This window comes from Pseudomonas sp. TH07, from assembly GCF_016651285.1.
Lineage (GTDB): Bacteria > Pseudomonadota > Gammaproteobacteria > Pseudomonadales > Pseudomonadaceae > Aquipseudomonas.
In genome coordinates this window covers 6,629,830-6,652,566 of the sequence record NZ_JAEKED010000001.1, presented here as the reverse complement: position 1 = coordinate 6,652,566, position 22,737 = coordinate 6,629,830, and the positions used below count along the sequence as shown (strand labels likewise).

At 65.5% G+C, this 22,737-nt stretch carries 15 protein-coding genes; 12 read left to right on the top strand and 3 right to left on the bottom strand.

The genetic code is table 11. The features are described 5' to 3' along the window. Positions 1-63: 63 nt before the first annotated feature. The 3 genes from JFU57_RS30335 to JFU57_RS30325 all read left to right on the top strand — a co-directional run bounded on the left by JFU57_RS30335 (position 64) and on the right by JFU57_RS30325 (position 5,953). Positions 64-1,401, top strand: coding sequence for a lysine N(6)-hydroxylase/L-ornithine N(5)-oxygenase family protein (locus JFU57_RS30335; RefSeq protein WP_201131802.1), 1,338 nt, complete (start codon positions 64-66; stop codon positions 1,399-1,401). A 744-nt stretch (positions 1,402-2,145) separates the two neighbouring features. Then, entirely contained in the window at positions 2,146-4,911 is a 2,766-nt protein-coding gene (gene mgtA, locus JFU57_RS30330) for a magnesium-translocating P-type ATPase (protein ID WP_201131801.1), read from the top strand. 325 nt (positions 4,912-5,236) lie between these two features. Continuing rightward, complete coding sequence (locus tag JFU57_RS30325; RefSeq protein WP_020295518.1) at positions 5,237-5,953, top strand: MgtC/SapB family protein; 717 nt, start codon at positions 5,237-5,239, stop codon at positions 5,951-5,953. A 29-nt stretch (positions 5,954-5,982) separates the two neighbouring features. On the opposite strand, the gene JFU57_RS30320 is transcribed toward JFU57_RS30325, so the two are convergent. Further along, positions 5,983-6,297, bottom strand: coding sequence for a hypothetical protein (locus tag JFU57_RS30320; protein WP_078473951.1), 315 nt, complete (start codon positions 6,295-6,297; stop codon positions 5,983-5,985). 599 nt (positions 6,298-6,896) lie between these two features. Between JFU57_RS30320 and JFU57_RS30315 the strand changes: the two genes are divergently transcribed. Continuing rightward, the gene (locus tag JFU57_RS30315; RefSeq protein ID WP_078473952.1) at positions 6,897-7,325 is read left to right on the top strand and encodes a chemotaxis protein CheY; all 429 of its coding nucleotides are present in this window, start codon (positions 6,897-6,899) and stop codon (positions 7,323-7,325) included. Positions 7,326-7,379: 54 nt separating this feature from the next. Here the strand turns inward: JFU57_RS30315 and dkgB are convergent, their stop codons facing one another. Together dkgB and JFU57_RS30305 are read right to left on the bottom strand one after the other, a co-directional pair. Then, positions 7,380-8,183, bottom strand: coding sequence for a 2,5-didehydrogluconate reductase DkgB (gene dkgB / locus JFU57_RS30310; protein ID WP_201131800.1), 804 nt, complete (start codon positions 8,181-8,183; stop codon positions 7,380-7,382). A gap of 238 nt (positions 8,184-8,421) precedes the next feature. Then, the gene (locus tag JFU57_RS30305; protein WP_020295522.1) at positions 8,422-8,958 is read right to left on the bottom strand and encodes a PaaI family thioesterase; all 537 of its coding nucleotides are present in this window, start codon (positions 8,956-8,958) and stop codon (positions 8,422-8,424) included. 219 nt (positions 8,959-9,177) lie between these two features. Between JFU57_RS30305 and JFU57_RS30300 the strand changes: the two genes are divergently transcribed. The 8 genes from JFU57_RS30300 (at position 9,178) to JFU57_RS30265 (ending at position 22,732) form a co-directional block, all read left to right on the top strand. Further along, complete coding sequence (locus tag JFU57_RS30300) at positions 9,178-10,050, top strand: pirin family protein (protein WP_078473954.1); 873 nt, start codon at positions 9,178-9,180, stop codon at positions 10,048-10,050. A 139-nt stretch (positions 10,051-10,189) separates the two neighbouring features. Further along, positions 10,190-11,632, top strand: coding sequence for a mechanosensitive ion channel family protein (locus tag JFU57_RS30295; protein ID WP_201131799.1), 1,443 nt, complete (start codon positions 10,190-10,192; stop codon positions 11,630-11,632). Positions 11,633-11,739: 107 nt separating this feature from the next. Then, positions 11,740-12,180: a carboxymuconolactone decarboxylase family protein gene (locus tag JFU57_RS30290; protein ID WP_020295525.1), complete on the top strand. Its 441-nt coding sequence runs from the start codon at positions 11,740-11,742 to the stop codon at positions 12,178-12,180. A 107-nt stretch (positions 12,181-12,287) separates the two neighbouring features. Next, the gene (locus JFU57_RS30285) at positions 12,288-15,971 is read left to right on the top strand and encodes a DUF4132 domain-containing protein (RefSeq protein ID WP_201131798.1); all 3,684 of its coding nucleotides are present in this window, start codon (positions 12,288-12,290) and stop codon (positions 15,969-15,971) included. 33 nt (positions 15,972-16,004) lie between these two features. Further along, positions 16,005-17,105 carry an ATP-binding protein gene (locus JFU57_RS30280; RefSeq protein WP_078473958.1) on the top strand — a complete coding sequence of 367 codons (1,101 nt, stop codon included), beginning with the start codon at positions 16,005-16,007 and terminating at the stop codon, positions 17,103-17,105. Further along, positions 17,089-19,545 carry a DUF5682 family protein gene (locus tag JFU57_RS30275; protein WP_201131797.1) on the top strand — a complete coding sequence of 819 codons (2,457 nt, stop codon included), beginning with the start codon at positions 17,089-17,091 and terminating at the stop codon, positions 19,543-19,545. The genes JFU57_RS30280 and JFU57_RS30275 overlap by 17 nt, the downstream gene beginning before the upstream one ends. Further along, positions 19,542-20,669 carry a VWA domain-containing protein gene (locus JFU57_RS30270; RefSeq protein ID WP_201131796.1) on the top strand — a complete coding sequence of 376 codons (1,128 nt, stop codon included), beginning with the start codon at positions 19,542-19,544 and terminating at the stop codon, positions 20,667-20,669. The genes JFU57_RS30275 and JFU57_RS30270 overlap by 4 nt, the downstream gene beginning before the upstream one ends. Then, complete coding sequence (locus tag JFU57_RS30265; RefSeq protein WP_201131795.1) at positions 20,666-22,732, top strand: hypothetical protein; 2,067 nt, start codon at positions 20,666-20,668, stop codon at positions 22,730-22,732. The genes JFU57_RS30270 and JFU57_RS30265 overlap by 4 nt, the downstream gene beginning before the upstream one ends. Positions 22,733-22,737: the final 5 nt, after the last annotated feature.

The window sequence follows — 22,737 nt, the reverse complement described above, 5'->3', positions numbered from 1 at the left end:
TCGGCAGTCAGGTCACCGTCGTACTCTCCCCGTGTTGAGGGGCTTATCCAGAGGACACTGGAAATGACACAGGCAATTGCATCGGCCACCGTTCACGACTTGATTGGTATTGGTTTCGGCCCCTCGAACCTGGCGCTGGCCATTGCCCTGGAGGAGCGCGGCCAGGTTCAAGGTCCGCTGGACGCGCTGTTTCTCGACAAGCAACTGGACTACCGCTGGCACGGCAACACCCTGGTCACCCAGAGCGAGTTGCAGATCTCGTTCCTCAAGGACCTGGTGACTCTGCGCAACCCCACCAGCCCCTATTCCTTTGTCAGTTACCTCAAGCACCACGGGCGCCTGGTGGATTTCATCAACCTCGGCACCTTTTACCCGTGCCGCATGGAGTTCAACGATTACCTGCGCTGGGTGGCCTCGCACTTCCAGGGCCAGAGCCGCTACGGCGAAGACGTGCTGGCCATCGAGCCGGTGCTGCACAACCAGCAGGTTGAAGCCCTGCGGGTGATTTCCCGTGATGCCCAGGGCCAGGAGCAGGTACGCACCACCCGTTCGGTGGTGGTCAGCGCCGGCGGCACGCCGCGGATCCCCGAAACCTTCCAGGCGCTCAAGGATGACCCTCGGGTGTTCCACCATTCCCAGTACCTGGCGCGCATGGCCGAGCAGCCGTGTGTCGCCGGCCAGCCGATGAAGATCGCGATCATCGGTGGCGGGCAGAGCGCGGCCGAGGCCTTTATCGACCTCAACGACAGCTTCCCGTCGGTGCAGGTGGACATGATCATTCGCGGCTCGGCGCTCAAGCCGGCCGACGACAGCCCGTTCGTCAACGAAGTGTTCTCGCCGGAATTCACCGACCTGGTGTTCCAGCAGGCCAGCAGCGAGCGTGAGCGCCTGGTCAACGAGTACCACAACACCAACTACTCGGTGGTCGACATCGACCTGATCGAACGCATCTACGGCATCTTCTATCGGCAGAAAGTCTCCGGGGTCGCCCGCCACGCCTTCCGCACCCTGACCACCGTCGAGCAAGCCACTGCCAGCGCCCAGGGCGTGGAACTGGTGCTGCGCAACAACGCCACCGGCGAACGTTCGGTGCAGCACTACGACGCGGTGGTCCTGGCCACCGGCTACGAGCGGCAGATGCACCGTCAACTGCTGGCCCCGTTGCAGGAGTACCTGGGCGAGTTCGAAGTCGACCGCAACTACCGCGTGCTCACCGATGAGCGCTGCAAGGCCGGCATCTATATGCAGGGCTTCAGCCAGGCCAGCCACGGCTTGAGCGACACGCTGCTGTCGATCCTGCCGATCCGCGCCGAGGAAATCGCCGGCTCCCTGTATGAACATGGCAAGAGCCGTGGCCATAGCCGTTCGGTCAGGGATGTGTTGCTGGCCACCGCGAGCTGATCGGCTGCAGCGAACAGGCTCAGAGGTCTTGTGGTGAGGGCGCTTGCTCCCGCTCGACCGCGCAGCGGTCGCAAACAAGGGGTGTGCGGTGTGCCTGACAAACGCGGTATTGCGGTGTTGGGCATGCGCCGCCCTGTAGCGTCGGCTGCCCCCCAGTGCGAGCCACCAGGGGGCTGAAGTACTTGGGGTTTTTAGCACCGATTGCTGTGGAACATTTGGGAGGGCTTTGCCCTCCAGCGGGAGCAAGCTCCCTCGCCACAGGACTGCTTTTTGTGCGCGATAGGTGATCGATTTTGCTGTTTGTCCCTCTCTTCCTGAACCTCCCCTGAAGAACTATCTGATTGCAATATCAGACTCCGACTATTGATTTACTCTCGAAATATCGCGGCGTAAGCTGCGCGCGATTTCATCAATAGCGGAGACCCGGAGTGGGGACTTGTTCGAGTGACAGTAGTCGGCCGGTTGCGATAACCGGCGCATTCTCGGCTCGATAACGCGCAGCTTCTTGTGCCGTTGTCTCGCCGTGTAGCGAGAAGCGGCACCCCGATCGCGGCCAGCTCCGGCCGCGTTTCGATGTCTCTCTCAACGACTCTGAACAGTGCGTGATGCCAGGCCCCAAGCCTGACTCGTGCCACGGACGCGCAGGTTCAATCCTGCGGGCCGCAACCGCCTGGGCGTCGTTCCAGTGGGGTGTGGCCGTGCCTGCCAAAGGTTTTCCCTGCGCTGACCGCTAGGGGCACGACCATGAACCTCACTCTGTTGAAAGAGTTTTTCGCCGGCTTTCTGCGGACCCGGCATTTCTCCCGGCATTTTCGCCGCCTGGCGCTGCTGGAAAGCTTCAGCGACGCCAGCGTCAGCCGGGAAGTGCCGCCGACGCTCGCGCAAACCCTGGTCGGCGCGGCCAACAGCGATGCCACCACCCTGCTCGACAGCCTCGGCAGCCACACCGACGGCCTGAGCCAGGAAGAGGCCGACAGCCTGCAGGCCCGGCATGGCCTCAACGAGGTCGAGCACGAGCAGCCCCTGCCGTGGTGGGTGCACCTGTGGCACTGCTATAAAAACCCGTTCAACCTGCTGCTGACCCTGCTGGCGGTCATCTCCTGGCTGACCGAAGACATGAAGGCCGCCACGGTGATTTTCTCCATGGTGGTGCTTTCGACCCTGCTGCGGTTCTGGCAGGAGGCCAAGTCGAACAAGGCCGCCGATGCCTTGAAAGCCATGGTCAGCAACACCGCCACCGTGATCCGCCGCGACTTCAGCCCCGACGCCGCGATACCGGCGGCCCGCCTGCCCAGCGCGACCCTGGCCAACCGCGGGGCGCGGACCTTCGAGCTGCCGATCAAGCAACTGGTGCCAGGCGACCTGATCGTGCTCTCGGCGGGCGACATGATTCCCGCCGATTGCCGGGTACTCAGCGCCAAGGACCTGTTTGTCAGCCAGGCGGCAATGACCGGCGAATCGATGCCGGTGGAAAAATTCCCACGCCAGCAGGACGAAGGCACCAGCAACCCCCTGGACCTGGACAACATCCTGTTCATGGGCACCAACGTGGTCTCAGGTTCCGCCACTGCGCTGATCCTCACCACCGGCAACAGCACCTATTTCGGCGCCCTGGCCCAGCGCGTCGGCGCCACCGATCGCGCGCCCACTTCGTTCCAGACCGGGGTCAATAAAGTCAGCTGGCTGCTGATCCGCTTCATGTTCGTGATGGCACCGCTGGTGCTGTTCATCAACGGCTTCACCAAGGGCGACTGGATGCAGGCGCTGCTGTTCGCGCTTTCCATCGCCGTGGGCCTGACCCCGGAAATGCTGCCGATGATCGTCACCTCGACCCTGGCCAAGGGCGCGGTGTTTCTGTCGCGCAAAAAAGTCATCGTCAAGCGCCTGGACGCGATCCAGAACTTCGGCGCCATGGACGTGCTGTGCACCGACAAGACCGGGACCCTGACCCAGGACAAAATCTTCCTCGCCCGGCACGTTGATGTCTGGGGCCTGGAGTCCGACGACGTGCTGGAAATGGCCTACCTCAACAGCTACTACCAGACCGGCCTGAAAAACCTGCTGGACGTGGCGGTGCTGGAGCACGTCGAAGTGCACCGCGAACTGCAAGTCGGCACCGCCTTCCAGAAGGTTGATGAGATCCCGTTCGACTTCACCCGCCGCCGCATGTCGGTGGTGGTGGCCGAGCAGGAACATCCGCACCTGCTGATCTGCAAGGGCGCGGTGGAAGAGGTACTGGCGGTGTGCAACAAGGTGCGCCATGGCGAATCCGAAGAGACCCTGAGCGATGAATTGCTGGCGCGGATCCGTCAGGTCACCTCCGGGCTCAACGGCGAAGGCCTGCGAGTGGTGGCCGTGGCTGCGCGGGCCATGGCCCCGGGGCGCGACACCTACAGCCTGGCCGATGAGCAGGACCTGACCCTGATCGGCTACGTGGCCTTTCTCGATCCGCCCAAGGAAAGCACCGCCCCGGCGCTGCGGGCCCTGGCCGAGCATGGGGTGGCGGTCAAGGTGCTGACCGGCGACAACGAGCTGGTCACGGCCAAGATCTGCCGCGAGGTCGGCCTGGAGCAGCAAGGCCTGCTGCTGGGCAACGACGTCGAGCGCATGAGCGACACCGAGCTGGCACTGGCGGTGGAAACCACCAACGTCTTCGCCAAACTCACCCCGTCCCACAAGGAGCGCATCGTCCGCCTGCTCAAGGCCAACGGGCATGTGGTGGGCTTTATGGGCGACGGCATCAACGACGCCCCGGCCCTGCGCACCGCCGACATCGGTATTTCGGTGGACAGCGCGGTGGATATCGCCAAAGAGGCTGCCGATATCATCCTCCTGGAAAAAAGCCTGATGGTGCTGGAGGAGGGCGTGCTGGAAGGCCGCCGGACCTTCGCCAACATGCTCAAGTACATCAAAATGACCGCCAGCTCGAACTTCGGCAACGTGTTCTCGGTGCTGGTGGCCAGTGCCTTCATTCCGTTTCTGCCGATGTTGCCGATGCACCTGCTGGTGCAGAACCTGCTGTACGACATTTCGCAAATTGCCATTCCCTTCGACAACGTCGACGAAGAAATGCTGAAAAAACCTCAGCGCTGGCAGCCGGCGGACGTCGGGCGTTTCATGTTGTTTTTCGGGCCCATCAGCTCGATCTTCGACATCACCACCTTTGCCCTGATGTGGTACGTGTTCGACGCCAACACCCCAGACCACCAGACCCTGTTCCAGTCCGGCTGGTTTGTGGTCGGGCTGCTGACCCAGACCCTGATCGTGCACATGATCCGCACCCCGAAAATTCCGTTCCTGCAAAGCCGCGCGGCCATGCCGCTGATGGTAATGACCGGGATCATCATGGCGGTCGGCATCTTCCTGCCCATGGGCCCGCTGGCGCACTACTTCAAATTGCAGGCGCTGCCGTCGCTGTATTTTGTGTTTTTACCGGTGATATTGCTGGCGTACATGGCGCTGACCCAGGCGGTGAAGGGCTTCTATGTGCGGCGCTTTGGTTGGCAATAAGAGGGAGCAGCTGCGAGCTTTTAGCGGCAAGCGGCAAGCGGCAAGCGGCAAGAGGGTTGGGGCAGGCTTCAGTTTTTGTGGTGAGGGAGCTTGCTCCCGCTGGAGGGCGCAGCCCTCCCAAACCAGCTCACTGAGTAGTGCCTGATACACCTTGTCGCCCGGTTTTGGGGCCGCTTCGCAGCCCAGCGGGAGCAAGCTCCCTCGCCACAAAGGGGCTTGCGCATTTCTTTGCCACAATAGACGCAGGCTCCCCTTCAACAGATGTTCATCTGCCCCTGGCACAGTGGCCCACGCCGCTTTGCCATTTCGCACAAGGACCCTGCCCATGCAAGCCATCGACAACATCAACCTGACCTCGTTGGTCGACACCCTGGTCAGCCTCAGCGCGGCGTTTGTTCTCGGTGGCTTGATTGGTTTCGAGCGTCAGTATCGCCAGCGCACGGCCGGGTTGCGCACCAATGTGCTGGTGGCCGTGGGGGCGGCGATTTTTGTCGACATGGCCAACCGCCTGGGCGGCGCCGAGGGCGCGGTGCGGGTGGTGGCGTATGTGGTGTCGGGCATCGGCTTTCTCGGGGCCGGGGTGATCATGCGCGAGGAGGGCAATGTGCGCGGCCTCAATACCGCGGCCACGCTCTGGGCGTCGGCGGGTGTCGGGGCGTGCGCCGGTGCCGACCTGATTCTGGAGGCGTTGCTCGGCACCCTGTTTGTGTTGGCGGCCAACACCCTGCTGCGGCCGATCGTCAATAACATCAACCGCCAGCCGCTGGATGTGATTTCCGCCGAGGTCACCAATATCGTCTACGTCATCGCCCAGCGCGCGCGGCAAAAGGCGGTACTGGCGCTGCTGGAAGCCGAGCTTGAGCGCAGCAACTACCCGGCCAGCGACGTCGACGTGCATGCCTTTGGCAGCGAGGAGGTGGAGATCGAAGCGACCCTGGCCACCACCTCGGTTGACGGTGACGAACTCGATGCCCTGGTGGCGCGGCTGTCGACCTCGCCGCTGGTGCAGCAGGCGTTCTGGAGCCCGAGCACCACCGAGTGAAACGCGGTCACCGTTCGCGATTCAAGCGCTCAGGGGACGTTGCCGGCCTTGACCTTGGCCCCGTCGAGCAGCGCGTCGACAATGGCCCGCGCGGTTTCCACGCAATGGATCATCGACCAGATCAGGCCCCGCTCGACGCCGCTGGCGCTGCTGATTTCATCCGACACCTCCTCGGCGCTCAACAGCAGTTGCGACACCTGGATCAGCGCCTCTTCAGCATTGAACCCTTCACGAATCGCCAACAGCGAACGCTGCCGGGCATCGCGGCAGCCAAAAGCGCGGCTGGCGGTGCTGCCGAGTGCATCGGTCAGGGAAGAGGGGGGATCGGGAACGAGTTTTTTCATGGGTGCAGCTCCTATACCGGTGGGGCTGCCCTCGCTCGCTGCTAAACGAAAGGTGGCAGCCATGTGCGGGTTAGCAGACCGGAGGTATAGGAACCCGGCGCACCCGAAGGTGCCCCACACATAGCCGCCATAACAGTGCCTGTCCTGACTGGAAAAGTCGGACAAGTCATGTGCGTACCAAGCGTTCATATACCCAACGAGCTGCTAAACCCGATCGCTGATGTGCAGCGACACCCGGAGACTAGCCACCCACCCGATACAGAACAAGAGCCCGCAGCACCCAAAAATGACCGTTGGGATTCTCTAGGAAAAGCCTTACAAAACAAAGCGACAATTCACTCGCCCAGCCCCTAGCCCCAACTCGCGTGGAGCTTGAAACTTGACGCTTGCTACTGGGCGCTTGGACTTTTTGTTTTGCCGGGGTGGCACCTAAGTGAATTTTTCGGGTCTTTGAAAGGGGCCGCGTGTATGAGGTTTCTATAATCGCTTTTCAGATTGTTCCTACAGCAAACCCCTATCGACTTGCATAACCTCTGCCCGGATCTCTAGGGAGCTAGAACGTTCATCCCGCTGAATTAACCGTCACGGTCTGACAAAAAATGTTGAATAAAACCTTGCGTGTCCTGATTGCCGATGAGCAGCACTTCAATCGCATGAAAATAGAAAGGGACTTGAACCAGCTGCGCTATTTCCGGATTGCCCCGGTTCACCACCTGGAAGAGTTGCTGACCCTGGTGGAGTACGGGTGTGAACCGTTCGACCTGTTGATCATCAGTGCCGCGTTTGTGGGCCAGGCCCAGTTCGATCTGCTGTCCTTTTGTCTGGACAACCCTCAGATCAACCACGCATTGATCTACGACGGGCAACGCCTGGAGCAATCCCAGGTGCTGTCGCGCCGTCAGCAGAAGATCCAGCTCAACCAGCAGCAACTGCCGGACCGGGAAAGCCTGAAGCGCCTGATGGCCTGGGTCGACCCCTCTCTGGAGCAAGCCAGCCTCAACAGCCAGCGCAAGCTGCACGCTTTTTAGCCACCTGCGCCAGCGAAAACGGCCAGGGCCTGTGTCAGCACCCTGGGGTTTGGTTCAGTCCCAGTGTGGCGCCAGGCCGGCGGGGCTGGTCAGGCGATGGGCGCGTTCCAGGCCGGCAATGCGCGCCATGTCGTCCTCGGTCAGGCGCAGGTCACAGGCGCCCAGGTTGCTTTGCAGGTTGGCGCGCTTGGTCGATGACGGAATCACCGCATAACCCAGCTGCATGGCCCAGGCCAGGGTCACCTGCGCCGGCGTGGCCTGATGCTGCGTGGCGATCTGCTGGATCACCGGATCGTTCAGCACCTCACCGTAGGCCAGGGTCATGTAGGACGTGATCTGGATCCCCTGGCTGCGGGCGAACTCCGCCACCTTGCGGTTTTGCAGGTAGGGGTGCAGCTCGATCTGGTTGGTGGCGATCTGCTCGGCGCCGACGACCTTGATCGCTTGTTGCATCAGGTCGATGGTGAAATTGGAGATGCCGATCTGCCGGGTCAGCCCCAGTTGCTTGGCCTCCAGCAGCGCGCTCATGAATTCCTCGACCGGCACTTGGTCATCGGGGGAGGGCCAATGGATCAGGGTCAGGTCCAGGTAGTCGGTTTGCAGCTTGCGCAGGCTTTCCTTGAGGCTGGGGATCAGTGTCTCGGCGGCGAAATGGGCGACCCAGATCTTGCTGGTGATAAACAGCTGGTCGCGGGCGATGCCACTGGCGGCAATGGCCTCGCCGACCTCGGCTTCGTTGTCATAAATCTGCGCGGTGTCGATTGCCCGGTAACCCAGCTCCAGGCCGGTGCTCACCGAATCGATCACAACCTGGCCCTGTAAACGAAAGGTGCCAAGGCCAAAGGCGGGTACAGACATAAGAAACTCCGGAAGTGTGGTGGGAATGCCCCGAGTATCCGCACCTGCCGCCCGAAGAAAAACCCAAGGTCGGGCAAAGCAATATTGCCCCCCACGCACGAATCCATCCCCCGCCCGCACCCAGACCCACACCTGTAGCCACTGCCGCTAGGCTACGCAGTCCCTCAATAACGCCGGAGATACCCCGGATGTACACAGCACCTGTCATGGCCAGCGCAGCCTGGTGGCACGGCCGTCTTCACCGCGGCTGCAAGATCATGCAGGTGGTCGACCCCGTGGCATACAGGCGCCCATCCACATCGTAGATGCGCCCTTCGGCCAGGGCGGTGGAGCGGCCCAGGTGCACGACTTTGCCTTCGGCGCGGATCGGGCCGCTGCTGCCGGTGAGGGCGCGGACGTAGCTGATGCGCAGGTCGAGGGTGGTGTAGCCCTGGCCCTTTTGCAGCTGGGTGTGAATCGCGCAGCCCATGCACGAGTCGAGCAGGGTCGCGGCGTAGCCGCCGTGCACGCTGCCCAGGGGGTTGTAGTGCCGTGAATCCGGTGTGCCCTGGAACAGGAACATCCCGGCCGACCATTCGATGGGGATAAAGTCCAGCAGGCTGCCAATCGGCGGCGAAGGCAGTTCGCCATTGCCGATGCCTTCGAAGAATTCACTGGGTGAGAGCGCGCTGACTTCGGCCAGGCTCAGGCTCCCGGGCCCGGCCAGGCGGGCGCGCATGGCCTGCTCCTGGGCGATCCATTGGGCCAGGGTGGCATCACGGGATGGGCTTTGCATGGGCATTTCCTCTGGGAGCGGACAGGACGATGAGGGGTGAATATTATGCTCGAAATATTTCATCGGCCAGTGTCAAAACCGCCACAGGTCGGAAGCTGGCGGTGCGTGCACCATCGTCCTCTCTATGGAACGCAGTAACTGATTTTTGCCGTCTAGTGCGCCCCGGGGCGCTGCTTTAAGGTGGCGCATCGGTTTTTATCCACCCCTTCGAGGCCCGCCATGAAGAACATCATCGGTATCTACACCAGCCCCCGAGCACATTGGGTGGGCGATGGTTTCCCGGTTCGCACGCTGTTTTCCTACGACAACCTGGGCCAGCACATCAGCCCGTTTCTGCTGCTCGATCACGCCGCACCCACCGAGTTCAGCCCGACCACCGAGCGCCGTGGCGTGGGCCAGCACCCCCATCGCGGTTTCGAGACCGTGACCATCGTCTACCAGGGCGAGCTGGAGCACCGCGATTCCACCGGCAGCGGCGGCATCATCGGCGCCGGCGACGTGCAGTGGATGACCGCCGCCAAGGGCATCCTGCACGAGGAGTTCCACTCCCAGGGTTTCGCCCAGCGTGGCGGCACCCTGGAAATGGTCCAGTTGTGGGTCAACCTGCCAGCCCGGGACAAGATGGCCGCGCCCGGCTACCAGACCCTGATCGATGGCGATATCCCGCTCATCAGCCTGCCTGACGACGCCGGTAACCTGCGGCTGATCGCCGGTGAGTTCGCCGGGCAACAGGGACCGGCGCGCACCTTTACCCCGATCGACGTCTGGGACATCCGCCTCAACGCCGGCAAGCCCCTGACCCTGGACCTGCCCGCCGGGCGCAACACGGCCCTGGTGGTGCTGCATGGCACGGTCCAGGTCAACGGCCAGGAACTGGCGCGCGAAGGGCAACTGGTGCTGTTCGAGCGCGACGGCCAGCAACTGAGCCTGGAGGCCAACAACGATGCGGTGGTGCTGCTGCTCAGCGGCGAGCCGATCGACGAGCCCATCGTCGGCCACGGCCCGTTCGTGATGAACAGCGAGCAGGAAATCCACCAGGCCTTCATCGACTTCCAGTCCGGTGGCTTTGGCCGGATGGACGCCGCGCACTAGGTAGCCATCGCTGCGGCCGGGCCGGAGCCCTGCGCCGCAGCCCGCCTTCCCGCCATTCCCCGGGTTTTTTATTTCCAGCTATACCTGCTGCTGCAGGTGGTGTGCGATCTTCGCGCCACTGGTTTGCTGGAGTTGCGCGATGCCGTCTGTCCTCACCGATCACCCGTTGCTCTGCGCCCTGGCGCTGATTTTTATCGACATTGTGTTGTGGCGGCTGATCGGCAGCCGGGGCAGCCGGTGGCAACTGGCGGTGAGGGTGCTGATTTTCTCGTTGTTCAGCCTGCTGTTGTTCAACGAAGGCATGAACCCCATGCAGCCGGCACCCTGGCCGGAGAACGTACCGCTGCACCTGGCGGCCACCGGTTTGCAGATTGGCTGGTGGCTGTTTGGCGCGCGCACCCTGACCGTGCTTCTGGGCACCCTGATGATGCAGCGGGTCGGCCACACCGGGCGGTTGTTGCAGGACCTGCTGGGGGCGGTGATCTTCCTGATCGCGATCATCGCCGCCCTGGCCTACGTGCTCGACCTGCCGGTCAAGGGCGTGCTAGCCACTTCCGGGGCCGTGGCGATCATTGTCGGCCTGGCGTTGCAGAGCACCCTCAGCGATGTGTTTTCCGGGATCGTGCTCAACACCACCAAGCCCTATCAGCTCGATGACTGGATCTCCATCGACGGCACCGAAGGCCGGGTCACCGATATCGATTGGCGCGCCACGCGCCTGCAAACCGCCCAGGGCAGCATGGCGGTGATCCCCAACTCCCTGGCGGCCAAGGCCAAGATCATCAACTTCAGCCGCCCCAGCGATATGCACGGGGTGTCCATCAGTGTGCAGGTCAGCCCCCATGCCCGGCCGCACCGGGTGATCGAGGCACTGGAGCGGGCGATGCTCGGCTGTCGCCAGTTGCTGGCGACCCCGGCGCCCAGCGTGGCCCTCAAAAGCTCCGGCAGCGCCGGCGTCGAGTACGAAATCAGTGGCTTCGTGGCCTCTATGGGGCTCAAGCGCGAGGTGCGCAATCAGCTGTATGACCTGGCGTTCCGCCACCTGCAGACCGCCGGGGTGAGCCTGCTGTCCACTGGCGAGAGCGCCGCCCCCAGCAACCTGTCGCGGCCCCGGGCCTTGCTCGAAAGCTCGTCGATTTTCTCGACCCTGCGCCAGGAGGAAAAAGACACCTTCAGCCAGAACATGCACCTGCAGACCTTCCGCGCCGGGGCGATGATCCTGCCGGCGGGGGAGGTCAGCGACCATTTGTTCATCATCGAGTCGGGCGTGGTCTCGGTGACCCTGAGCCGCGCCGGCGTGCCGTTCGAGGCCGGGCGCATGGGGCCGGGGGAGGTGATCGGCGAAGCGGGGATCCTGGCCGAGCAGTCGGTGCCGGCGGACTTCAGCGCCAAGACCTTCTGCAGCCTGTACCGCATCGAGAAGGACTACCTCAAGCCGTGCCTGGAAGCGCGCCAGGATATCGGCGAGGCCATGAAGAACCTGCTCGACCTGCGCCTGCACAGCGCCCAGGTGCTGACCGCCGACTTGCCCCCGGCCCCGGCGAAAAAAGGCTTTATGCAGTGGTTGCGCAGCCACACCTAGGCCGGCGGTGGCCGATTGGCCACCTCATCTTTGTCACAATTGGATATGGGTCGGCAGCGGTGGCGGGCTTAACGTAGCGGCACATTCACTTGTACCGGAGCACGTTCATGCAACCTCGTATCGATTTCTACACCGCCTCGCCCGATGCCCTCAAAGCCATGATGGCCCTGGAAAATGCGGTGTCGAAACTGCCCCTGGAAAAATCGCTGATCGAGCTGGTCAAGCTGCGCGCCTCGCAGATCAACAGCTGCGCCTTCTGCGTCGACATGCACACCGCCGATGCGCGCAAGGGTGGCGAGACCGAGCGCCGCCTGTACGCGGTGTCGGTGTGGCGCGAGGCGCCGTTCTTCACCCCGCGCGAACGGGCCGCCCTGGCCTGGACCGAATCGATGACCCTGATCAGCCAGACTCACGCCCCGGACGCCGACTACGAGCTGCTGGCCAGCGCGTTCAGCCCCAGCGAAATGGTCGACCTCACCGTGGCAATCTCCACCATCAATAGCTGGAACCGCCTGGCCGTGGGCTTCCGCAAGCTGCCGCAGGCATAAGCGAACGGCCCGGGCAGGGCACCTGCGGCGCAGGCCGCCCTGCCGCCGAGGGACATTGTGTTATATCCTGCGCGCCCGAAACGGACCGATAGCGAACAGGACGACAGATGCTCAAATGGATAGGCAAGGTATTGGGTGGGGCCAGCGCAACGCCGGCCGCAGCGGCGCGCGACGTGCCGGGCAACGTCTGGCTGCAGCGCCTGCAGACCTACCTCGAACCCCTTGACCACTTGCCCGATAACGGCGGCCGCGCCGGCCTGGCCGAGGCGATCCTGACCTATGTGCGCCAGGGCGATGGGCCGCAGGTCCTGGCCGAACTGGGCCAGCGTTACGCCGTCGCCAACTACCTGCACATTTTGAGCGGGCACGCGTGCCGGGTCGGCAGCCTCGGGCCGCAGCTGTATCACGATCTGACCGATGTCGACCCGGCCCAGCTGTTGCGCTGGGCGCGGGTGCTGCAAGCCTGCCCGGCACGCCGCTTCGGCATCAGCATGGCCGACGGCAGCCATTGGCCGGAGCTGCTCCTGACCCACAGCGTCGAGCTGTTGCGCGACCCGCAGACCGACGAAACCCGCATCGTCCAGCGCATCAGCGCACCCTTGATGGAAACCCTGCTGCTGGAAGCGCAGCTGCCGCCCTCGGCGCTGCTGACCGCGTGTTTCAGCGGCTCGAACGACGCCTATCGCCAGGGCTACGGCATCTACCTGGTGCCCTATATGGACGGTTATTCACAGTGGGTGCTGCGCCATGTCGAGGCGCTGCGGCCGTTGCTGCTGGCGGGGGACATGTACCTCAAGCACCAGGTTCTGAACCTGATGAATGACCTCGATCCGCCGGTCATGAGCGCCATGGCCGGTGAGCTGTGTGAGATGGCCTGTGGCGGCAATCGCGAAGTGCGTGAGCAGGCGGCGCCGCTGCTGCTCAAGTGCCAGCGCGGTGCCCTGCAACCCTTGACCCTGATGATCCAGGGCGGCAAGCCCGAGCAGCGCGCCCATGCCCTGCGCCTGCTGTGGGCCCTGGCCACCCAGTTGGCTGATTCGCCCCTGCGCGCCGAGGCCCGGGCCCTGGCCGAAGCCGACCGTGCGGCCTCGGTGCGCGGCCTGCTTGCCGAGTGGGACGCTGAGCCTGCCCACGAGCAGGGGCCGGTTCACTACAGCGGCCCGGTGATTGACTGGGCGGTGGCGCTGACCCCCGAGCGCCTGGAAGTGGTCGAGCAATTGTGGGCCGACCTCAATCAACTGATCGACCGGCATAACGAAAGCATCACCGAGTACTACACCGCCCATCCGGAGAAAAAAACCGCCGGCAAGTCGGAGTTGTGGCCCAACTACAGCGCTGCGGCCCTGAATCAGCTCAAGGCATTCCTGGCCTCGACCGAGGTGGTGCCGCCGGCATCCCGTGAGCTGCCGCAAGACCACAGTGAGTACTTTTCCCGCTCGGCGATGCAGGCCTTCGCCGACAGCGAGGCGTTGACGGCGGTAATGGCGTTCAAGGTCCTTGATTTCTGCAACGCCCTGGGCAGTGGCGAGGGCCGCCTGAGCCACATCACCTGTCGCGCGTTGGAGCAAGCCTATCGACAGGACGATTCGCTGAGCCTGATGGCCCTGGCACAGATGCTCGAGGACCGTGGCCGCGACGGCGACAGCCTGTTGCAGGATTGCTTCAATAACGGGTTCGCCGAGGGCTGGGATGCCGACGCCGTGGCCCCGTATTTTGCCCTGCACGTGGGCTGGCTGGAGCAGGCGCTGGCGGCCCTGGAGGTGTATCACACCGACGCGCTGTACGCCGCGGTGGTCAAGATGACAGCGCCGCCCGCGTCCTTGATCAACCGTTTGTTCGAGATCGCCCTGGGCTCCAACCAGGGTGAGCGGGCCCTGGCCCAGCGCGCTCTGGAACAACTGCCGGGCAAGGAGGCGCACCTGATTGCCGCCCTGGGTTCCGGCAAGTCCGAGGTCCGGCTGCTGGCCACCAAGTGGCTCGGCAACCTGGGCCATCAGCCGGCGATCCCGGCCTTGGAACAGGCCCTGAAAAAGGACAAGAACGACGGCGTGCGCACCGCCATGATCGAAGCCCTGGAGCAAATGGGCCAGCCGGTGGAGCAGTACCTGGACCGCGAACAATGGGTCATCGACACCAGCAAGGCCATGGCCAAGGGCGCGCCCAAGGACCTGGCGTGGTTCCCGTGGGACGCCTTGCCCGAACTGCGCTGGGCCGATACCCAGGAGCCGGTTCCGGCCCTGGCGGCCCAGGGCCTGCTGGCCCAGGCGGTCAAACTCAAGTCGGCGCAGCCGGGGGCGTTGCTGCGGCGTTTCTGCGGGATGTTCGAGGCCCGCGGCCGCGAGCGTTTCGGCCAGTTCGTGTTGGAAACCTGGCTCGCCGAAGACACCCGGCCGATCCCGCTGGAGCAGGCCCAGCAGCTGGCTGAGCAACATGCCACCAACACCCTGTTTTTCATCCGGCGCTATCCGGACGACTACAAGGACAGCCCGCACCTGGGCAAGAGCCTGGACGAGCTGAGCGCCAGCTTTCTGCCGCGTTTCATGCGCCAGCCCCAAGGCTCGGCGGCGGCCAGCAAAGGCTTGCTGGCGGTGGTGGCGGCCTGTGCCGGGGCTGATGCTGCGGCCCCGGCCGGGCGTTACCTCAAGGAGTTCTATGGCACCCGCGCGTCCCAGGGCAAGGCGCTGATCGCCATGCTGGCCTGGGTCGAGCACCCGTCCGCGACCCAGCTGTTGCTGTCCATTGCCAGTCGCTTTCGCACCGCAGGCTTTCAGGAAGAAGCCATCCTGCAAGCCCAGGCCCTGGCCGAACGCAACCACTGGACCCTGGCCGAGCTGGCGGACCGCACCTTGCCTTCGGCCGGCTTCGACGAGCACGGCCTGCTGGAGCTGAGTTACGGCGAGCGGCTGTTCAGCGCGCGTTTGCTGGCCGACTTCAAGATCGAGCTGTACAACCCCGACGGCAAGAAAATCGCCGCCTTGCCCGACCCGCGCCAGGACGACGACGCCGACGAAGCCAAAGAGGCGAAGAAGCAGTTCGCCAGCGCCAAGAAATCCCTGGCCAGCATCGTCAAACAGCAGACCGAGCGCCTCTACGAAGCTCTGTGCACGGGCCGTGAGTGGCCGTACGCGGACTGGCAGCGTTACCTCAACCAGCACCCGATCATGCGCCGGCTGTTGCAGCGCCTGGTCTGGGTGCAGGTCGAGGGGGATCGGGTAGTGGCCAGCTTCCGCCCGCTGGACGATGGCAGCCTGACCGATTGCGAGGACAACCCGCTGACCCTGGCCGACGACGCCCAGGTGCGCCTGGCCCACGACTCGCTGCTGGGCGCCGAGGAACTGGCCCAGTGGCAGCAGCACCTGGTGGACTACGAAGTGACGCCGCTGTTCCAACAGTTGGGCAAGGGCGTCTATCAGTTGCCCGAAGGGCAGGGCGATGCCCATGCCATCGAGGACTTCAAGGGCCACCTGCTGGAAGCCTTCGCCCTGCGCGGCCGCGCGCTGAAGCTGGGTTATACCCGGGGCGCGACCGAGGATGCCGGCTGGTTCTACACCTATGAAAAGTCCTTTGTCAGCCTCGGGCTGTCGGCCGATATCCGCTTTACCGGCAACCCGCTGCCGGAAAGCAACCGCACCGTGGCCCTGCTCGACCTGACGTTCTACCGCGGTGGCTACAGCATGCCCCTGGCCGAGGTGCCGACGATTCTGCTCTCGGAGTGCTACCACGACCTGCGCTCGATCGCCGCCCAGGGCACAGGGTTCGACCCGGATTGGGAAAAGAAAAGTGAATACTGAACGCCTGGCACGTCACCTTAAAGGACCACGCCCATGACCCCTGCGCCTGGCGCAATGCTCAAGGCCCCGGCCGAACAGGCCCACGCCGCAGAACTGGCGCGCCTGCAACAGCACGACAGCGGCCCGCGCCCCAGCGGCTGGCGCCTGTCACCGCGCGCGGTGCGCGGGTTTATCCTCGGCGACGGGGCGTTGCAGGTGCGGCGCAAGTTCTATGGCGACGATGCCCTGATCGACCGCTGCATCGTGACCCTGATGAGCAACCGTGGGTTGATGCTGGTGGGCGAGCCGGGGACCGCCAAGTCGATGCTCTCCGAGCTGCTGGCGGCGGCGATCTGCGGCCAGTCGTTGTGCACGGTACAGGGCACGGCCGGGACCACCGAGGAGCAGATCCGCTATTCGTGGAACTACGCCTTGCTGCTGGCCGAAGGCCCGACCCAGCGCGCCCTGGTGCGCGGCCCGATGTATGAGGCGATGCGCAGCGGCAGCCTGTGCCGGATCGAAGAAATCACCCGCATGCAGCCCGAGATCCAGGACAGCCTGATCAGCCTGCTCTCGGACAAAGTGCTGCACGTACCCGAACTCAAGGGCGAAGAGGCCACGGTATTTGCCGCGCCGGGGTTCAATATCCTGGCCACCGCCAACTTGCGTGACCGGGGCGTGCATGAGATGTCCAGCGCCCTCAAGCGCCGCTTCAACTTCGAAACCGTGCGCCCCATCAGCGACCGGCGCCTGGAAACCCAGCTGGTGCGCGAACAGACCGAAGCCCTGTTGCAACAGGCCCAGGTCAAGGTCGACTTCAGCCCCGACGTGCTCGAACTGCTGGTGACTGCGTTCAACGACCTGCGCCACGGCGCCACCGCCGAAGGCACGGTGCTGGAGAAACCCAGCGCGGTGATGTCGGCCGCCGAAGCGGTGGCGGTGGGGTACGCCGCCAGCCTGGATGCCCACTACTTCGGCAACGGCGTGGTCGGCGGCGAGCATATTGCCCGGCAACTGATCGGCACCGTGCTCAAGGACAACCCCGAGGACGGCGGCAAGCTGCGCCACTATTTCGACGTGGTGGTGCGCCAGCGGGCCCAGCGCCAACCGCAATGGCAGCGGGTGCTCGAGGCGCGGCGTGAGCTTGATCGCTGAGGCGTCCCTGGCTGGCACCGGGCTGGACAGCGCCAGCCTGCGTGCCCTGGGCCAGAGCCTGGCCAGCGATGAGTTGATTGTGTTTGCCGTGCGCCACCACAGCCCAGGTTGCGCCTGGCAATTGCAGCAACTGTTCGCCAGCCATCCGCCGAGCGTAGTGCTGGTGGAAGGGCCACGGTCCTTCGACCCGTTGCTGCCGCTGCTGGTGCACCCCCAAGCGCAGATGCCCCTGGCGATCTACACCTACGCCGTGGGCGGCGCGGCGGCGGATGCGCGGCGCGCGGCCTATTACCCGTTCTGTGACTATTCGCCGGAGCTGGTGGCCCTGCGCGCCGCAGCGGCCCAAGGCATTCCCGCACGCTTTATCGACCTCGACTTTGCCGAGCAATGCGCCCTGGAGGCGTCGCCGCCCGAGGTGGAGCTCGGCCAGGACTCGCTGCTCGACGAAGGTCATTACCGGCGCAGCGAACACCTGCAACGCCTGGCCAGCCAGCTGGGTTGCCGCGACCACGAAGAACTCTGGGAGCACCTGTTCGAGGTGCCGGCGACCCGGGGCGATTGGTCCGAGCACCTGACCCGGGTCGCGGCCTATTGCCAACTGGCGCGCCTGGATTGCAGCCACGACGAGCTGCAGGGCGACGGCACCCTGGCCCGTGAGGCGGAAATGGCCTGGCATATCCAGCAGGCCCTGGCCGCCCGGCGTCCGGGGGAGGGGCCGGTGCTGGTGGTGGTCGGTGGCCTGCATGCGGTCGCGTTACCGGGCTTGCTCGCGACCGGGGTCGAGCGGCCGGCCATCAGCCGCGCCGGGCTGACCGATGAAGCCAGCGCGCTGATCCGCTACAGCTTCGACCGCCTGGAACGCCTCAATGGCTACGCCGCCGGCATGACCGCGCCGGCCTGGCACCAGCGGCTGTGGCACGCCCAGCTCCAGCACTCGCAGCGCAGCGCGCAGGCTCCGGCCCGGCCACGGCAGGCGGCGGCTCTGGAGCTGTTGTTCGAGGTCGCGGAAAAGCTCCGCGAGCAGGCCGTGGCGCTGCCGTTGCCGACCCTCACCGCCGCCTACGAACAGATGCTGCGCCTGGCCACCCTGCGCGGGCGCGATGCGCCGATCCGGGTGGATGTCGACGACGCCATCCTCAGTTGTTTTATCCAGGGCGATGCCGACGCCGACGGCGTCCGGGTGCGACAAGTGGCCCGCGCCTGTTTCACCGGCCAGGCCCTGGGCCGCGTGCCGCCCGGGGCTGGCACGCCGCCGTTGGTCAAGGACGTGGAATACCGTGCCCGGCGCCAGCGCCTGAAGCTCCACGACTCGCAGCCGCGCCGGGTGGTGCTGGACCTGTACCGGCGCGCCGAACACCGGCGCAGCAGCCAGTTGCTGCATGGCCTGCTGCTGTTGGGCATCCCCTTCGCCTGGCGCACCGGCGGCCCGGATTTTGTCGGCGGCCACGGTTTGCATCTGCTCCAGGAACACTGGGAGTACGCCTGGACGGCCAGCACCGAAGGAGCGCTGGTGGAGGCGTCGGTGTATGGCGCGACCCTGCCCCAGGCGGTGGCCAGTCGCTTCGCCCAGCGCCTGGAGCAACAGGCCGGCGACGGCGTGGCCGATGCCCGGGGTGCGGCGGCGCTGTTAGTGCAGGCCTGTGTGCTGGGGCTGCATGAGCAGTTGGCCACGCCCTTGCAGCATCTGGCGGACGCCATAGGCGCCGACCCGGTATTTGCCTCGCTGGTGGCGGCCACGGCCAGCCTGTCGCTGCTGCTGGAGTCCCGCGAGCCGTTGCAGGCCGCGCATCTGCCGGGCTTGCCGGGGTTGCTGCGCAGTGCCTATCAGCGTGCCACCTACCTCGGCGCCCAGGGCGTGAGCGAAGCCGAGGCCTTGGGGCATGTGGCCTGCCTGGTGCAGTTGCGCGAATTGCTGGCCGGGGCCGCGGGTGCGGAGCTGGATCAGGCGTTGTACTGGGCCCTGGTCAGCCAGTTGCACCAGCAGCCCAACCTGCTGCTGCGCGGTGCCTGTGCCGGCTTGCTGTACCTGGCCGGGCGCTTGTCCGAAGCACAACTGGCCACGGAACTGGCCGGGCACCTGCACGGCCTGCGTCAACCCCAGGAAGCCGTGGCCTACCTGCGCGGCTTGCTGTCCACCGCTCGCGAGAGCGCCTGGCAGGTCCCCAGCCTGCTCGAGGTTCTGGACCCATTGCTCAACCAGTGGGGCGAGGCGCAGTTTGTCGCCTGCCTGCCGGAGCTGCGCCTGGCCTTTGCCGAAATGACTCCGCGTGAAACCGACCGCATCGCAACCCGGGTCGCCCAATTGCACGGCGCCGATGACTTGGGCCGGTTGCGCCATGCCTCGCTGCAGGCCGATCAGGTCCAGGCCAACCTGCGCCTGTCGCAAAGCCTGGCCCTGGTGTTGCAGGGCGACGGCCTCGACCCCTGGATGACGCCATGACCCCCCTCGAACGCTGGCGCCTGGTGCTGGGCAAATACGCCGATAAACCCCTGTGTGACGCCGCCGGCGGTGCCGGGCTGGAAGGCCAGGCGGCGCGCATGGACGTGGCCCTGGAATACCTCTACGGCCGTGAATACCAGGGCCGGGGCCTGCGTGAAGACGCTCGCGCCGGCTCCCTCGACCCGAGCCAACTGACCCTGGTGACCTGGCTGGGCGAGGTGCGCGAGCTGTTCCCGGTGGACACGGTGGAGGTGATCGAGCAGCACGCCCTGGACCGCTACGGCCTGACCGAGCTGGTCACCGACCCCCAGGCCCTGGAGCGCCTGGAACCCAACCAACAGCTGTTGCGCACCTTGCTTGCCCTGCGCGGGCACTTGCAGGGCGAGGTGCTGGTGATGGTGCGGCGCATCATTCGCCAGGTGGTGGAAGAGATTCGCCAGCGGCTGGAGCCGCAGGTGCGCCAGGTGCTGTCCGGGCGCCTCAACCGCCAGCGCCATTCGCCCATGGCCGTGGCCCGCAATTTCGATGCCCTGGGCACCCTGCGGCGCAACCTCAAGCACTACGACGTCGAGCGCCAGCGGCTGGTGGTGGAAAAACTGTACTTCTTCCAGCGCAATAGCCGGCGCCTGCCGTGGGACATCATCCTCTGCGTGGACCAGAGCGGGAGCATGGCCGACTCGGTGATTCACAGCGCGGTAATGGCCGGGATTCTCGCCGGGCTGCCGGCGCTGCGGGTCAAGGTGGTGGTGTTCGACACCGATGTGGTCGACCTCAGCGAGCATGCGGGCGATCCGGTGGAAACCCTGATGCGCGTGCAACTGGGGGGCGGCACCGATATCGGCAAGGCCCTGCGCTACTGCAGTCAGTTGCTGGAAAACCCCCAGCGCACGGTGCTGGTGCTGGTCAGTGACTTCTACGAAGGGGCATCGCCCAATGAGCTGCTGCGCACCGTCAAGCAACTGGCCGAGGCTCGGGTGACCCTGCTCGGGCTGGCCGCTCTCGACGACCAGGCCAACCCCGATTACGACCGGCAGATGGCCACCAGCCTTGCCGCCTGCGGCATGCAGATAGCCGCCCTGAGCCCGCAGCGCCTGGCCCACTGGCTGCTCAAGGTGATCTCATGAGCCTGCGCCCGGCGCTGCTGGCGCAACTGCTGAGTTTTGACGACGAAGCCTTTGTCGCCCTGGCCAATCGCGGCCTGTTGCGCCGCGCCTATAAAGACCTGGAAAGCAGCCCGCCACGGCTGCTGGAGGAGGGCGCGGAGCACCTGCTGCTGGAGTGCGGCCCTTATCAACTGCGTTTTGATCAGCGCGGGCCGGCCTTTGCCCAGTGCAGCTGCCCGGCCAGCGGCGTGTGCCAGCACATCCTGGCCGGCGCCCTGGGTCTGCGTGAGATTTTGGCCGAGCAGGGCCCGCCGCTGGCGCCTGGCGCCGAGCCCGAACCGGCGCCGGATCAGCGCCAGGTGCTGCTCGACAGCTTGCTCGCGCTGCCCCATGCCGAGTTGCTCAAGCATGGGGGCAAGCCGGGTTATCGCTGGGCCTGGCAGTTCGTCATGGACCTGGACATGGAGCAGGAGCTGCACCTGGGCGGCGAGCACAACCTGACCCTGACCCTGGGCACGCCACCCCTGACCCTGCGCTATATGGGCGGCCCCCTGGGTGGCATGCTCGCCGACCAGCGCAGCGGCGCCCTGGAGAAGCACCAGGTAGCGGCGGTGCTGGCGCTGCGCCGTCGGCAAGGGCTGGAACTGATCGCGCCCGAGCCGCAGGGCGGCGCCAATGCCGAGTCGAGCCCGGCCCTGCGGGAGGCCGCGCGCAGCCGTTTGCGCCAGGGCGCGCGGCAATTGCTGGAGGAGTCGGTGGCGGTGGGCCTGGCCCATTTGTCCCAGGCCATGCAGCAGCGTTACGTGACCCTGGCGGTGTGGGCCCAGGGCGCCGATTACCCGCGCCTGGCCCTGTCGCTGCGGCGCCTGGCGGATCAGGTGCAACTGCTGCTGGAGCGGGCGGCCGGGGCCGATGGCCAGCGCCTGTTCGATGAACTGAGCCGCTGTTATGCCTTGCTCCAGGCCTTGGCCAGCGCCGCGCAACGTGGCGAAGAACCGGTGCGCCTGCTGGGCCAGGCGCGCAGCCAGTACACGCCGTCGACGGCCCTGGAACTGTGGGGGCTGGGCGCCAATGCCTGGCGCACGGCATCCGGTTACCAGGGCTTGAGCCTGGTGTTCTGGAGCCCGGCGCAACAGGGTTTTTTGTCCTGCACCGAGGCCCGGCCCGAGCTGCAACGCGGCTTCAACCCGTTGCTGCGCTACCGCCATCCGGGCCCCTGGAGCGGTCTGCTGTCGCCGGCCCATGCCAGCGGCCGGCGGCTGTCTTTGATGGGCGCCCAGGTCAATGGCGACGGGCGCCTGTCGGTGGCCGAGTCGGTACAGGCCACCGTGCTTGAACCATTGACCACGGCGCAGTGGCAGCAACTGCCGGCGGCAGAGGATTGGAGTGCTTTGCTCCAGGCCCGTTCGGCCCAGCGCCGCAGCCTGCTGACCCCGGCGCGGCCGATGAACGACTGGACGCTGTTGCAGCCGGCTGCCGTGGGCACGGTGCAGTTCGACAGCACACGCCAGACCCTGGTCTGGCCGCTGCACGACCATCAAGGCGCGACCCTGTGGGTCGAGTTGCGCTATTCGGCCTACACCCGGCACGCCATCGGCCGGATCGAGAAAGTGGCTGGCGAACCCTGGGTCGAGGGGGCGCGGCTGGTGGCGCGGGTCTATGAGCAGGCGGGCCGGCTGATTGCCGAGCCCTTGAGCCTGATTCGCGCCGATGCCGCCCCCGGCCAGCCGTTGCTCGATGCGCTGCATTTCGATCAGGCACCGGCCACCGCAACGCCGCTGGCGGCTGTGGATGAGACGCTGGACGCGCCAGAGCAGGAGGTGCTGCTGCCCAGCGGCCACCTGCTACCGGAGTTCGCCGGCTGGTTGTGCCAGCAGGCCGAGCGTGGGGTGGACCCGCACGTGGCGTCGGGTGTCGACCAGGCCTTGCAGCAGCGCGGCCTGGCCCTGCGCGCGGCGGGCTACAGCGCCTTTGAGCGCATGGCGCCGGAGGCCGGGGTGCCGGCGCGGCTGATCATTGCCCACTACCTGTGCCTGCAATACCAGCACTTGCAGGCCGCCGGTGGCGAAACTCCCGCCCGCTGAAGGGC